The 14,348-nt window shown below is 64.1% G+C and carries 12 protein-coding genes; 8 read left to right on the forward strand and 4 right to left on the reverse strand.

The genetic code is table 11. The annotated features are described in order from the left end of the window. Nucleotides 1–188 precede the first annotated feature (188 nt). The 3 genes from MOV80_RS04205 to MOV80_RS04215 all read right to left on the reverse strand — a co-directional run bounded on the left by MOV80_RS04205 (nt 189) and on the right by MOV80_RS04215 (nt 2,137). Complete coding sequence (locus MOV80_RS04205) at nt 189–749, reverse strand: hypothetical protein (RefSeq protein ID WP_019104167.1); 561 nt, start codon at nt 747–749, stop codon at nt 189–191. A 67-nt stretch (nt 750–816) separates the two neighbouring features. Further along, the gene (locus MOV80_RS04210; protein ID WP_043589157.1) at nt 817–1,686 is read right to left on the reverse strand and encodes a D-hexose-6-phosphate mutarotase; all 870 of its coding nucleotides are present in this window, start codon (nt 1,684–1,686) and stop codon (nt 817–819) included. A 34-nt stretch (nt 1,687–1,720) separates the two neighbouring features. Beyond that, a complete protein-coding gene (locus tag MOV80_RS04215) occupies nt 1,721–2,137 on the reverse strand; it encodes an Mpo1-like protein (protein WP_043589163.1) in 417 nt (138 codons plus the stop codon). A gap of 156 nt (nt 2,138–2,293) precedes the next feature. On the opposite strand from MOV80_RS04215, the gene hutC reads away from it, so the two are divergent. From hutC to MOV80_RS04255, 8 genes are all read left to right on the forward strand, one after another. Beyond that, complete coding sequence (hutC, locus tag MOV80_RS04220; protein WP_019104164.1) at nt 2,294–3,010, forward strand: histidine utilization repressor; 717 nt, start codon at nt 2,294–2,296, stop codon at nt 3,008–3,010. A 241-nt stretch (nt 3,011–3,251) separates the two neighbouring features. Further along, the gene (gene hutI / locus MOV80_RS04225) at nt 3,252–4,499 is read left to right on the forward strand and encodes an imidazolonepropionase (RefSeq protein ID WP_039756608.1); all 1,248 of its coding nucleotides are present in this window, start codon (nt 3,252–3,254) and stop codon (nt 4,497–4,499) included. A 15-nt stretch (nt 4,500–4,514) separates the two neighbouring features. Further along, complete coding sequence (gene hutG, locus MOV80_RS04230; RefSeq protein WP_085951935.1) at nt 4,515–5,438, forward strand: formimidoylglutamase; 924 nt, start codon at nt 4,515–4,517, stop codon at nt 5,436–5,438. Between the two features lie 75 nt (nt 5,439–5,513). Further along, nucleotides 5,514–7,187, forward strand: coding sequence for a urocanate hydratase (gene hutU / locus MOV80_RS04235; protein WP_019104161.1), 1,674 nt, complete (start codon nt 5,514–5,516; stop codon nt 7,185–7,187). A gap of 142 nt (nt 7,188–7,329) precedes the next feature. Beyond that, nucleotides 7,330–8,658, forward strand: a complete 1,329-nt coding sequence (locus MOV80_RS04240) for a YjiH family protein (RefSeq protein WP_019104160.1) — start codon at nt 7,330–7,332, stop codon at nt 8,656–8,658. Nucleotides 8,659–8,776: 118 nt separating this feature from the next. Next, complete coding sequence (locus MOV80_RS04245; RefSeq protein ID WP_019104159.1) at nt 8,777–10,162, forward strand: amino acid permease; 1,386 nt, start codon at nt 8,777–8,779, stop codon at nt 10,160–10,162. Nucleotides 10,163–10,303: 141 nt separating this feature from the next. Then, nucleotides 10,304–11,833, forward strand: coding sequence for a histidine ammonia-lyase (gene hutH / locus MOV80_RS04250; RefSeq protein WP_019104158.1), 1,530 nt, complete (start codon nt 10,304–10,306; stop codon nt 11,831–11,833). 193 nt (nt 11,834–12,026) lie between these two features. Next, complete coding sequence (locus tag MOV80_RS04255; RefSeq protein ID WP_081575078.1) at nt 12,027–13,364, forward strand: Na+/H+ antiporter NhaC family protein; 1,338 nt, start codon at nt 12,027–12,029, stop codon at nt 13,362–13,364. 195 nt (nt 13,365–13,559) lie between these two features. Here MOV80_RS04255 and MOV80_RS04260 read toward each other — a convergent pair whose 3' ends face one another. Continuing rightward, nucleotides 13,560–14,315, reverse strand: coding sequence for a BPSS1780 family membrane protein (locus tag MOV80_RS04260; RefSeq protein ID WP_052051844.1), 756 nt, complete (start codon nt 14,313–14,315; stop codon nt 13,560–13,562). Nucleotides 14,316–14,348 lie beyond the last annotated feature (33 nt).

Below are 14,348 nucleotides of genomic sequence, written 5' to 3' on the forward strand. Positions count from 1 at the left end.
TACGATCTGCTGCGCGTCGGTAGAGAGATTGTGCGATGAGTGCCGTCTTCGAAATGCTCATGTACCCTTGGTACATTCCGCTTTTTCGCAAGTTTTCGCCTTGTCTCGCTCTAGCTCGCGGGATCGTAAACAGGATCTTAAGAACGCAAAAACGGCAGCCCACGGGCTGCCGTTTTCTTTGTCGACGCTCAGGCCTGGCGGTAGATCAGCCGGCCCTCGAACAGCAATTCGCTGGCGTCCAGCCGGGCGTCGCCGCTGGGCGGCGCGGCGCGCTCGAACACGAAGCGCTGGCCCTGATATTCGATCCAGGCGTTGATAGGCTCGCCCTGGAAACGACCCAGCACTTCCTCTGAACGGGTGACGAAGGCGTTGTCGGGCAGCACGAAGCCTTGCTGCGCGGTTTCCGCCGGGGCGTCCTCCAGCGTCCAGTTGTCGTCGCCGGGCGGTTGTGGATCGTTGCGGGTGGCCATTTGCAGCCACATGCGAAAGGCCCAGTGGGGGAGCAGTACGCGGTGAACACGTTTGTCGTCGGTAATCACGCAACGCACCGGAAAGCCGGCGCCGCAGGACGGGCAGCGCGCCTGGGCCGCGAGGAAGATCTTGTCCTGCTGCTTGCTGGCGATGCCTTCCATATGCTCCGAGCCCACCATTGCGCGGCAGCTGGGGCAGTGTTTGCCGAAGCGGCGCACGCTGTTGCCGTTGGCAAAGGAAATCGGCAGGAAACGGGAAATCTTGTCGGGTCTGGCCATCGCTAGGGGTTCCGGAACTGAAAAACGCGGTCCGCCGGGCTGAGGGCCGCGGCGATTTCGGCCCTCATTATACCCCGGCCTCGGCGTGGAAGGGCTCCAGCGTCAAGCGGCAAGCCATGCGATGGTTGGCGCCGGGAGCAAGCTCTCGGACATCGTCGCCGGCGTTGGCGGTTTCCACGCAGACGAAATCAAGCCAGGCGGTTGTCGGCAAGTCGCCCAGCAAGGCCGTCTTTTCAGCCCCCGGGTTCCATACCACCACGCTGCCGGCGCCTTCCGCTGTGACGCGAATGCAACGTTGCCAGACCGGGTCGCGGAGCAAGGCGGGCCGCTCGCTGTAAACAATGCTGTCCACTTCGCCGTGAAAGCGGAATTCGCCGTCCGGCCAGCGGCTTTCGCGGCCCGCCACCTTGTCGTGACAGCGTGCGCCGTCCAGGCCGGACAGCGTGGCCAGACGCGCATCGCCCACGGCTAGATAGCTGTGCAGCGCGGCGCCCAGCCGCAGGGGACGATCCCCGTGGTTGCGAGTGGTTAGCGCCGCCTCCACCGCCGCGCCCAGCCGGTATTCCATTTCCGCCGTCAGGCCGTCGTGTTCGGGGCCGGAGAGTTTCACGTGGAACGTACCGGCGTCTTCCCGGACCTCGTCCAGACGCCAGGCTTGCGTGCGCGCCACGCCGTGGGCCGGCTGAGCCGGGTCGCAGGGATGCGGGCCGAACCAGGGCCAGCACAGTGGCACGCCGCCGCGTATGGCCTTGCCCGGCTGGTAGCGCGCCTGCGGCGACAAATACAGCAAGGGCTGCTCGCCGGCGGGGCGAAAGCTGAGCAGTTGACCGCCCAGCAAGGATATTTCCGCGTGGAAATCCGCCGCGGCGATCACGAGAATATCGACGCCGGGCGCGCGGTTGGACAGCGAGGCGGCGGGAGGCAGGGCGACGGACATACGGGCTTCCGGGCAAAAAACCGATGATAGCGCGCTATAGCCAGCGGCGCAGCGTCCATAGCGGACCGATCAGCAGGAATTGCAGGTCGCGCAAGAAGGAGGGCTTTTTGCCCTCGATCGCGTGGCCGACGAACTGGCCGATCCAGGCGACGACGAACAGCCCCAGAGAGAAGAGCGCCAGCGGTAGTCCGGCGCGCGTCGCCCCCTCCAGCGCCAGCAGCATGGGCAGGCACATCGCCGCCATGGCCAGCGCCGGGGTTCGGCCCAGCCGCCAATAGAAGGCCAGGCCGGCGGCTACCGCCAGCCAGGCCGGATTCAGCGGCGCCGGCACGCTGGAGAGCAAACCCAACAGAGCGAACACGATGGCGGGCACGCAGATTTTGTGGATGCGGATATTGACGGGATGGCGGTGACTGAGATCATACTCTTGCAACCATTGCTCAAGCGTCATGTCAGGCCTCGCAAACGGGCGACGGGTTTCCATCTTGGCGCAGACGCGGGACGGCGGCAATGCCCGCGGCCGGTTTTGTCTGCGCTGGATCAGGGGCTTGCGAGCCGCCTTGGGCTACAATCCTTTTGCCAACCGTTCAATCTTCTAGGTCCCAAGGTGTCATCCACAGCACAACCGCGTTATCTGCGCATCAAGGAATACATCCTTGAAGGCATCCGTTCCCGCCAGTTTCTGCCCGGCGGCAAGATTCCGCCCGAGCTGGAGTTGGCGCGCCAGTTCCAAGTGTCGCGCATGACCGTCAACAAGGCGGTGCGCGATCTGGCCGAGGCCGGCATTCTGCTGCGCTTCGCCGGCGACGGCACTTATGTGGCCGAGCGCAAGGCCGAATCGCCTTTGCTGGACATCAACAATATCTCCGAGGAAATCGAGGCGCGCGGCCACCGCCACAGCGCCGACGTTTACGAACTCAAGGCCGTGCTCGCCACCGAGGACGTGGCTTTGCGCCTGGGGGTGAAGGAAGGCAGCACGGTATTCCGCTCCTTGATCGTGCACCGTGAGGACGACGTCGCCATCCAGTTGGAAGACCGCTATGTCAACCCGGCCTTCGCGCCGGATTACCTGGAACAGGATTTCAGCAGCCGCACGCCCAACGACTACCTGATGAAAAATTGTCCGCTGACCGATATCGAGCACAGCGTGGAAGCGGTGCTGCCCAGCGCGGCGGAGCAGGCGATGCTGGACATGACGGCGCGCGAACCCTGCCTGTTGGTTTTACGCCGCACCTGGTCGCACAAGAAGCTGGTCAGCTTTGCGCGGCTGACCCATCCGGGCTCGCGCTATAAGCTGCGTTCGCAAACCCGGGTCAAGCGTTGAGCGCCCGCGCCGTGGCGCCTGATGGTTCGCGGCGTTTTAATGTATATACAAATTGGCGTTGAATTTTCGCGTTCGTGCAAGCCGCCCTCGGGCGGCTTTTTTGTTGCCATGCAACATCAAATGATTGTCCTATAAGTAAAATCTGCCAATTCGGCCTATTTACAAAAATCACGGCTCCAAACTTGACAGGCAGTTTGGATAGGATTAATTGTATATACAAATAACCCGTAGCGAGCCCACCATGAGTCAAGCCGAAACGGATCGCCGCAGCCTGTGGATCAACGCCAGGCTGGCGACGATGGACCCGAGCCTCCCGGCGCCTTACGGCGCGTTAGAAGGCCATGCGCTTTTGCTGGAAGCCGGCCGCATCCTCGCGTTGCCGCCGGCCGCGGACATTGACCCCGAGGGCTTCGACGGCGCGGTGATCGACGCCAAGGGCGCTTGGATCACCCCAGGCTTCATCGATTGCCACACCCACTTGGTTTACGGCGGCAACCGCGCCGCCGAATGGGAAAAGCGCCTCAACGGCGTGCCTTATCAGCAGATCGCCGCCGAGGGCGGCGGCATCGTATCCACCGTGCGCGCCACTCGGGCGCTGGACGAGGCCGGCCTGGCCGCCGCCGCCAAGCCGCGGATGCGCGCGCTGATGGCCGAGGGCGTGACCACGGTGGAAATCAAGTCCGGCTACGGCCTGAGTCTGGAGGACGAACTCAAGCAATTGCGCGCGGCGCGGCGCTTGCGGGACGAACTGCCGGTGGAGGTGTCCGCCACCCTGCTGGCCGCCCACGCATTGCCGCCGGAGTTCGCCGGCCGCGCCGACGCCTACATCGACCATATCGTCGACGCCATCCTGCCTGCCGCAGCCAGCGCCGGCTTGGCCGAGGCGGTGGACGCTTTCTGCGAAAGCGTGGGATTCAGCCCGGCGCAGACCCGCCGCGTGTTCGAGGCGGCGCGCGCCCACGGCCTCAAGATCAAAGGTCATGTCGAGCAGCTTTCCAATCTGCACGGCGCCGAACTGGTGGCCGAGTTCGGCGGCTGGTCCGCCGATCACGTTGAATACCTAGACGCCGCCGGCGTGGCCGCGTTGAAGGCCGCCGGCACCGTGGCGGTGCTGCTGCCGGGCGCCTTCTATTTCCTGCGCGAGACCCAGAAACCGCCGGTGGAACTGCTGCGCGCCGCCGGCGTGCCGATGGCGGTGTCCACCGACCTCAATCCCGGCACCAGCCCGTTCGCCTCCATCCGGCTGGCGATGAACCAGGCCTGCGTCTTGTTCGGCCTGACGCCGGAAGAGGCGCTGGCCGGCGTCACCCGCCATGCGGCGCAAGCGCTGGGCCGCGGCGGCAGCCACGGCCGGCTGGCCGCCGGTCATGTCGCCGACTTGTTGGTATGGGACATCGATTCGCCGGCCGAGATCGTCTACGGCCTGGGCGACAATCCTTTGCGCCAACGCGTATTCCGCGGCGTGGCGCAGCATATGAAAGGCTGTTGAAGCATGAGCGTGGACATGAGTGTTTGGAGCGGCCGGGTCGACGCCGGCGAGGGCGATCTGGCGCGGCGCTGGCATCAGCTGGCGCGCCCCTACGCCGCCGGCCTGGAGCCGGGCGTCGGTATTGTCGGCTTTGCCTGCGACGAGGGCGTGCGGCGCAACCAGGGCCGCGTTGGCGCGGCCGCCGGGCCGACGGCGATCCGCAAGGCGCTGGCCAATCTGGCCTGGCACCAAGCGCTGCCTTTGTGCGACGCCGGCGACGTGGCCTGCGCCGACGGCGACCTGGACGCCGCGCAGGCGCGGCTGGGCGAACAGGTACGCCGGCTGCGCGCCGACGGCCACTTTCCGCTGGTGCTGGGCGGCGGTCACGAAACCGCCTACGGCACTTGGCGCGGCTTGGCGGCGGCGCATCCGGGCAAGGTGATCGGCATTGTCAATTTCGATGCCCATTTTGACCTCCGTGAAGCGGCCGAAGCCACTTCCGGCACGCCGTTCGCCCAAATCGCCGCCGACTGCGCGCAAGCCGGCCGGCCTTTCCACTATCTGTGCCTGGGCGTGGCCGAGCCGTCCAACACCCAAGCGCTGTTCGCCCGGGCCCGCGCGCTGGGCGTGCAATGGACGTTGGACAGCGACATGACGCTGGATACCTTGTCCACGGTGCGCGGCGCGATGATGGCCTTCGTCGACCAGGTGGACATCGTCTACCTGACCATAGATCTGGATGTATTGCCCGCCAGCGTGATGCCGGCGGTTTCCGCCCCCGCCGCCATGGGGGTGGCGCTGCCAGTGGTTGAGGCCCTGGTCCGGCGCCTGGCCGAAAGCGGCAAATTGGCGGCCGCCGACCTGGTGGAATTGAACCCGGCCTTCGACATCGACAGCCACGGCGCCAAGACCGCCGCCCGGTTGGTATGGAGCATAGGCCGGCACCTGAAACAAGCCTGAACCCGATAGTAGCGATAGCGTCATTCCCCGCCCGCCGGGTCACAACCGGCGGCGGGCTTACAAAGGAGAATACCGATGTCCGACCCGCGTTTTGATCCGACCCGCCACATCCGCGCGCCGCGCGGAGCCGAATTGACTTGCAAGAGCTGGCTGACCGAAGCCGCCTACCGCATGATCCAGAACAATCTGGACGCGGAAGTGGCCGAGCACCCGCAAAGCCTGGTGGTGTACGGCGGCATCGGCCGCGCCGCCCGCGACTGGAAGTGCTACGACACCATCCTGGACGTGCTCAAGCGTCTGGAGGACGACGAAACCCTGCTGGTGCAATCCGGCAAGCCGGTGGGCGTGTTCAAGACCCACGCCGACGCGCCGCGCGTTTTGATCGCCAACTCCAATCTGGTGCCGCACTGGGCCAACTGGGAACACTTCAACGAGCTGGATAAGAAGGGCCTGATGATGTACGGCCAGATGACGGCCGGCTCCTGGATCTACATTGGCTCGCAAGGCATTGTGCAGGGGACCTACGAAACCTTCTTCTCCGTGGCTAACCAACACTTCGACGGCAAGCCGCAAGGTCGCTGGATTCTGACCGGCGGCCTGGGCGGCATGGGCGGCGCCCAGCCGCTGGCCGCCACCATGGCCGGCTTCAGCATGATCGCCGTGGAATGCGACGAGACCCGCATCGATTTCCGTCTGAAAACCCGTTATGTGGACCGTAAGGCCAAGACCTTGGACGAGGCGCTGGCCATCCTGGATGAGGCCAAGCACAGCGGCAAGGCGGTGTCGGTGGGCCTGTTGGGCAACGCCGCCGACGTGTTCACGGAACTGGTTGAACGCGGTATTACTCCGGATGTGGTCACCGACCAGACCTCGGCCCACGACCCGGTGCACGGCTATCTGCCGCAGGGCTGGACCGTGGAGCAATGGCGCGCCAAGCAGAAAACGTCCGCCGCCGAAATCACCGCCGCCGCCAAGCAGTCGATGGCGGTGCAGGTGCGCGCGATGCTGACTCTACAGCAACGCGGCGCCGCCACGCTGGACTACGGCAATAACATCCGCCAGATGGCGCTGGAAGAAGGCGTGGCCAATGCGTTCGACTTCCCCGGCTTCGTGCCGGCCTATGTGCGCCCGCTATTCTGCGAAGGCATCGGCCCCTTCCGCTGGGTGGCGCTGTCCGGCGATCCGGAAGACATCTACAAGACCGACCAGAAGGTCAAGGAATTGATTCCGGACGATCCGCACCTGCATAACTGGCTGGATATGGCCAAGGAGCGCATCAGCTTCCAGGGCTTGCCGGCGCGCATTTGCTGGGTGGGCCTGAAGGACCGAGCCCGCCTGGGCCTGGCCTTCAACGAGATGGTCAAGAACGGCGAGTTGAAAGCGCCCATCGTGATTGGCCGCGACCACCTTGACTCCGGTTCGGTGGCCTCGCCCAACCGCGAGACAGAAAGCATGAAGGACGGTTCCGACGCCGTGTCCGATTGGCCTTTGCTGAACGCCTTGCTCAACACCGCCGGCGGCGCCACCTGGGTGTCGCTACATCACGGCGGCGGCGTGGGCATGGGCTTCTCCCAGCACTCCGGCGTGGTCATCGTCTGCGACGGCAGCGACGCCGCCGCCAAGCGGGTGGGCCGCGTGCTGCGCAACGACCCGGGTACCGGCGTGATGCGTCACGCCGACGCCGGCTACGAGATCGCTGAGAACTGCGCGAGAGAGCAGGGCTTGGATCTGCCGATGCTGAAGCGCTGAGCATCGCGGACAGCGGTCATGGACGATGGCGCCGAGTTTCGGCGTCATCGGGCGGTTTGGCCGTTACGCTCAAGCAACAGATTTGGCGCCATAACTATTCCAAGCCGAACTGTCGAATGCCGCTACAAAGGAGACATCGCTGATGAGTGTCGAGCATTCCCTGCCGTTTTCCCCGAATAACGTCAGCGCCTTGCTGCGTTTGCTCACTTATAGCCTGATTGGAATCCTGCTGTTTTTCCTGCCCCTGGAGATTGCAGGCAACTCCACGATTCCCTTGGACCACGCCGCCAGTTATCTGGCCAATGCGCAGCGTGAGCTGGCGGTGACGTTGGTGATGTTGCTGATCGCCTATGGCAGCATCGCGCCGTTTGTTTCCGGACGCTGGCGCGTTAGCGCCGTCAACATAGTGTTCAGCTTGCTAAAGTTGGCCGGTTTGGCGCTGGCGATTCTGTATCTTACCCGCCTGGGGCCGTCGCTGTTGTTCGAAAAGGATATGTTGCCCTTCTTGTTCGACAAGCTGGCTTTGACGGTGGGCCTGATCGTGCCGCTGGGCGCCGCCGCCCTGGCGTTTCTGATCGGTTTCGGCCTGCTGGAGTTGGTGGGCGTACTGATGCAGCCAGTGATGCGGCCGATATGGCGCACGCCAGGCCATTCCGCCATTGACGCGGTGGCTTCTTTTGTCGGCAGTTATTCGGTGGGTTTGCTGATTACGAACCGAGTGTTTCTGGAAGGCAAGTACACCATACGCGAGGCCGCCATCATCGCCACCGGGTTTTCCACCGTGTCGGCGGCCTTCATGGTGATTGTGGCCAAGACGCTGGGCTTGATGCCGATCTGGAATTTCTACTTCTGGTCCACTCTGGTGGTGGCGTTTACCGTGACCGCTATCACCGCCTGGCTGCCGCCAATCTCGCGCATGGATAATCAGGGCGGCGTGCGCGATGAACTGCCGGCCGGCATGACGCGCTGGCAGGCGGCCTTGGCCGCCGGTTTGCGGCAGGCCAAGGCTGCGCCGAGTCTGACGCGGGTCTTGATCGTGAATCTGCGCGATGGCCTGGCCATGGCGGGCGCCGTGGTCCCTTCCATCCTTTCGGTAGGGCTGATCGGCTTATTGCTGGCACGGTATACGCCCTTGTTCGATGTGCTGGGCCTGTTGCTGGCGCCGGTGGCATGGTTGGCTGGTTTGAGCGAGCCGATGTTGACAGGCAAGGCCCTGGCCGCAGGGCTGGCGGAAATGTTCTTGCCGGCGATCCTGCTGAAGGACGCTGATTTGCTGGTGAGGTTTGTCGCCGCGGTGGTGTCGGTCAGTTCCGTGCTGTTTTTCTCGGCTTCCATTCCCTGCATCCTGGCGACCAGAATTCCGCTATCGGTACGGCATCTGGTGTTGATCTGGCTGCTGCGCACGGTGTTGGGAATATTGCTGGCCGCCGGCATCGGTCATCTAGCGCTGTGGCAGGGCTGGTTGGGCTGAGATGGGAAGGCTGGAATCTACCGTCGGGGAGGCTCGGCAATGCGGGGGCCGGCCAAACACGGATAATAAGCGACAATTTCAGGATTGCACCTGAAGATCGGAATTGAGGAGACACTAAATGGAGCAACAAACGTTGACGCGCGGTCTGTCCGCCCGTCACATCCGTTTCATGGCGCTGGGCTCGGCCATCGGCACCGGCTTGTTCTACGGTTCGGCGGCGGCGATACAAATGGCCGGCCCGGCGGTATTGCTGGCCTATCTGATTGGCGGCGCCGCCGTCTACATGGTGATGCGCGCGCTGGGCGAGATGGCGGTGCACAACCCGGTGGCCGGTTCCTTCGGCCATTACGCCACCAGCTATCTGGGCCCCTTGGCTGGGGTGATCACCGGCTGGACCTACGCCTTTGAGATGATCATCGTCTGCCTGGCCGATGTGACCGCCTTCGGCATCTATATGAGTTTGTGGTTTCCGGAAGTGGACCGCTGGGTCTGGGTGCTGAGCATCATCTTCTTCATCGGCGCCTTGAACCTATGCAGCGTCAAGGTGTTTGGCGAAATGGAGTTCTGGCTGTCCATCGTCAAGGTGGGGGCTATCGTCGCGATGATCATCGGCGGCGTGGCCATCATCCTGTTCGGTTTTGGCAGCGCCGAGGCCAGCGGCCTGCACAATCTGTGGTCGCACGGCGGTTTCATGCCCAATGGCTGGGGCGGGGTGGTCGCCTCGTTGGCGGTGGTGATGTTCGCCTTCGGCGGCATCGAGATCATCGGTATTTCCGCCGGCGAGGCGCAGGACCCGCAGCGCACCATCCCGCGCGCGATCAACGCGGTTCCGGTGCGTATCCTGTTGTTCTACGTGCTGACGCTGACCGTGCTGATGTCGATCTTCCCGTGGCCGAAGATCGGCAGCCAGGGCAGCCCCTTCGTGCAGATTTTCGAAAGCCTGGGCATTCCCGCCGCCGCTCACATTCTCAACGCGGTGGTGATCTCGGCGGCGATTTCGGCGATCAACAGCGACATCTTCGGCGCCGGCCGCATGTTGTACGGCATGGCGCGTCAGGGCCAGGCGCCGCAGAGTTTCGCCAAGCTGTCGGCCAACGGCGTGCCGTGGATGACGGTGTTGGTCATGGCCGCCGCCTTGTTGTTGGGCGTGGTGCTCAATTACCTGATGCCCAAGGACGTGTTCTTGCTGATCGCCTCCATCGCCACCTTCGCCACGGTGTGGGTGTGGCTGATGATCTTGCTGTCTCAGGTGGCGATGCGTCGCCAGATGAGCAAGGTACAAGCCGCGGAGCTGAAATTCCCAGTGCCGTTCTGGCCGTACGCGCCGCTGGCGGCGATAGGCTTCATGTTGTTTGTGATCGGCGTGCTTGGTTACTTCGAGGATACCCGCTCTGCGTTGCTGGTGGGCATGGTGTGGGTGGCGTTGGTGGTGGCTGGACATTTCCTGTGGAGCCGGGTGTTGGCGCCCGGCGTGGAGGCCCAGGCTCAGCGCGACGCCGCGTAAAAGCGCGGCGCAAGGTTTTTTATCCGGTGGGCGCGTGCTCGCCGGAACATTCAAGCCGCTTGCCGGCAGGGCGCGATAACACAAAACCAGCGCTCACCGCGGCGAGCGGCGCTGCAAACGCTTTATGAAGGAGAATCTCAGATGGTATTGAACATTGTTCCCGGCACACTCAGCCTGGCCGAGCTGCGTCGCGTTTCACGTGAAACCGGTTTGCAACTGAAACTGGATCCGTCCAGCCACGCAGCCATCGACGCCTCCGCCGCCACCGTGGCGCGGGTGCTGTCCGAAGGCCGCACCGCTTACGGCATCAACACTGGTTTCGGCTTGCTGGCCAATACTCGCATCGCGCCGGAAGAGCTGGAATTGCTGCAGCGCTCCATCGTGCTGTCCCACGCCGCCGGCATCGGCGCGCCGATGGACGAATCCACCGTGCGCCTGGTAATGGCTTTGAAGATCAACTCGTTGGCACGCGGTTTTTCCGGCATCCGCCGGTTGGTGATTGAGGCCTTGATCACCCTGTTTAACCAGCGCATCTACCCGGTGATTCCACAAAAGGGCTCGGTGGGCGCGTCCGGTGATCTGGCGCCGCTGTCGCATATGAGCGCGGTGCTGATCGGAGAGGGCGAAGCCTTCGTCAACGGCACCCGCGTGCCGGGCGCGGTGGCGATGCGTTCCGCCGGTCTGGAGCCGATCACCCTGGCGCCCAAGGAAGGCCTGGCTTTGCTGAATGGTACTCAGGCATCCACCGCTTTCGCGCTGGAAGGCTTATTCGCCGCGGAAGACCTGTACGCCTCGGCCTCGGTGGCCGGCGCGCTGTCAGTGGAAGCCGCGCTGGGCAGCCGCACGCCGTTTGACGAGCGCATCCACGCGGTGCGCGGCCACGCCGGCCAGATCGACGCCGCCCGCATCTACCGCAGCCTGCTGGAGCATAGCGAGATCGAGCGTTCGCACGAGAATTGCGGCAAGGTGCAGGATCCTTATTCGCTGCGGTGCCAGCCGCAAGTGATGGGCGCCTGCCTGACCCAGATCCGCCAAGCGGCCGCGGTGCTGGTGGTGGAGGCCAACTCGGTGTCCGACAACCCGTTGGTGTTCGCCGCGGACAACGAGATACTGTCCGGCGGCAACTTCCACGCCGAGCCGGTGGCCTTCGCCGCCGACAATCTGGCCTTGGCGCTGGCTGAGATCGGCTCGCTGTCCGAACGCCGGATGGCGCTGCTGATCGACAGCAATCTGTCCAAGCTGCCGCCCTTCCTCGTCAACAACGGCGGGGTCAACTCCGGTTTCATGATCGCCCAGGTCACCGGCGCGGCCTTGGCCTCGGAAAACAAATCGCTGGCGCATCCGGCCTCGGTGGATAGCCTGCCTACCTCTGCCAACCAGGAAGACCATGTGTCGATGGCCACTTTCGCCGGCCGCCGCCTGCGCGACATGGCGGGCAACACCGCCGGCATCCTGGCGGTGGAGTTGCTGGCCGCCTGCCAGGGCGTGGACTTCCGCGCGCCGCACAAGACCTCGGCCAAGTTGGAAGCGGCCAAGGCGGAGTTGCGCGAGCAAGTGAGCTTCTACGACAAGGACCGCTACTTCGCGCCTGACATCGAGAAAGCCGCCGCGCTGGTGGCTAGCGGTTCCTACAACCGCTTCGTCGAGGCCGGTCTGCTGCCGTCGCTGTAATCGCGAGATCGCCAGCCGTCTTCGCATGGGGGCGGCTGGCGTTTTGGCATCCGCGAGTTGGTTTGGACGCGCGGACCAGAATGAAGAATCAGCAGGCAATGACCTGTGGAGTTCGGGGAGTGGAGCCCGGCGATGCCGGGACGCCAGACTATCGATGCGCTCGCCATTGACGAGCGCCGACGAGGAGATTCCCATGAACGCCGTGGTATTAGCCGTATTGGTCATGATGGCCTTGAGCCTGTCGCGGGTGCCGGTGGTTTTGGCCCTGATTCTTTCCGCCGCCATTGGCGGCATTTACGCGGGCATGTCGCCAGAGGCGGTGGTGCAGGCGTTCAACGGGGGCTTGGGCGCCGGCGCGCCGGTGGCGCTGGCCTACGCCACCCTGGGCGCTTTCGCCATTGCGCTGTCGCGCACCGGCATTGTGCAGGGGCTGTCGGGCCGGATTGTCGGCTACATCCAGCACGGAGGACACTCGGAGCGCATGCTGCGGGTGGTCAAGTGGAGTTTGCTGGCTTGTCTGGTGTTGGCCGGCTTTGCCTCGGGCACCGTCATTCCGGTGCATATCGCCTTCATCCCCATCCTGGTGCCGCCCTTGTTGCTGGTGATGAACCGGCTGCAGCTGGACCGGCGCGCGGTGGCCTGCGCCATCACCTTTTCCATTACCGTGATGTATATGACGATGCCGATCGGCTTCGGCGCCATCTTCCTCAACGACATCCTGGTGGGAAACATCAACAAGGCCGGCGCGGCCAGCGGCTTCCAGGTTGCTTTGAGCGCCGCGCCGCAGGCCATGCTGATTCCGGCCGCCGGCATGGTGTTTGGTCTGGCGCTGGCCTTGTTGTTCAGCTATCGGCGGCGGCGCACTTACCTGGACGTCGCCGTGACCGGCGGCGAGCGCGGCAGCGTCAAGTTGGGTCCTTGGCAGCGGGTGTCCATCGGCGCGGCCTTGCTGCTGTCCTTGCTGGCGCAGCTGTGGACCGGTTCCATGGTGTTTGGCGGCCTGGTGGGTTTTGCCTTGATCTCCGGGTCCGGAGTGATGCGCTGGACCGAACTGGACAGCCACTTCACCCAGGGCATGCGCCTGATGGCCCAGGTGGGCTTCATCATGATCGCCGCGGCGGGCTTCGCCAGCGTGATGAACGCCAGTGGCGATGTCCAGTCGCTGGTGCGCTCGTCGGTGGCGCTGATTGGAGACAACCGCGGGCTGGCCGCTTTCATGATGTTGTTGGTGGGCTTGCTGATCACCATGGGGATAGGCTCGTCCTTCTCCACCGTCCCCATCATCGCCTCCATCTATGTGCCGCTGGCCCTGGGCTTCGGGTTTTCCGAACTGGCCATCGTCTCGCTGGTCGGCACCGCCGCGGCCCTGGGCGACGCCGGCTCGCCCGCGTCGGATTCCACTTTGGGGCCGACCGCTGGTTTGAACGCAGACGGCCAGCATGACCATATGTGGGGGACGGTGGTGCCCACCTTCCTGCATTTCAACCTGCCCTTGCTGGGCTTTGGCTGGATCGCCGCGATGCTGCTGTGAGGGCATGAAAAAGCCCCGTTGAGCGGGGCTTGATTGAAGAGGCGAGCCGGGCTTAGAGCCAGCTCAAAGTCTCGCGAGTTAAAGCGAGATAAGGCGAAAACAGCTGAGGAAGCGGAATGTACAGATGGTACATGAGCATTTCGAAGCGGTTTTTAACGCAGTATCGCCGACGCGCAACAGGCTTTGAACAGGTTCTTAAAACACCACCGGCTCATCCGGACGCACCGGCGCCGCGGATTGGCCGAAAATATCCTTCCAGCCGGTGTAGGCGGTCACGTATAGCACCGGGAACCACAGCAAGAGGCCCAGGCCCAGCGGTATCATCGCGATGAAGGCCAGCACCGCAAGCATCAGGCCGCTGACCAGCACCGCGCCCCAGTTGGCGAGGCCGGCTTGCAGGCTGGCGCGGATCGCCTGCCACGGGCCGGCTTGGTTCAGCGTCACCAGCGCCGGCGCGAACCAGTAAGCCAGACTGACCAGAAAGATGGCCACCCCGCCGATGAAGGCGAACAGCGCGATGGGGCCGGCGATCACCGGGATCGCGTTGGGGTCGCTCTTGGCCACGCTCACCCCCATCGCGCCCATCAACAGGCCCAGCGCAATGCCGATGACGATCAGGATGGCCAGGTACAGCATGCCCACATTGATCAGTGGCCGCAGCGCGGTCTTGAAGCCGGCGAACAAATCACCCAACTCCAGCTCCGATCCCTGCTCGCATTTCTTCGCCGCCAGGATGAAGCCGGCGGCGAACACCGGCGCCAGGAAGAAGGACAGCGGGCCGCCCAGCAAGGGAATCATGCTGACGATGAAATTGATCACCAAATAGGCCAGCGCCAGCAGAATCCAGGTCAGCGGCTGCTGGCGGACGATGTAGAACGCTTCCACGATCCAGCGCCAGCCGCGGCTGAACGCGACTTTGCGCGGCATGGGCAGCGCGTCGAATGATTGCATCGAGATCTCCAAAAAGGTTGTGGCAATCGAGCC

This window comes from Chromobacterium sp. IRSSSOUMB001, assembly GCF_023507765.1.
In the GTDB taxonomy this organism is placed as follows: domain Bacteria; phylum Pseudomonadota; class Gammaproteobacteria; order Burkholderiales; family Chromobacteriaceae; genus Chromobacterium; species Chromobacterium haemolyticum.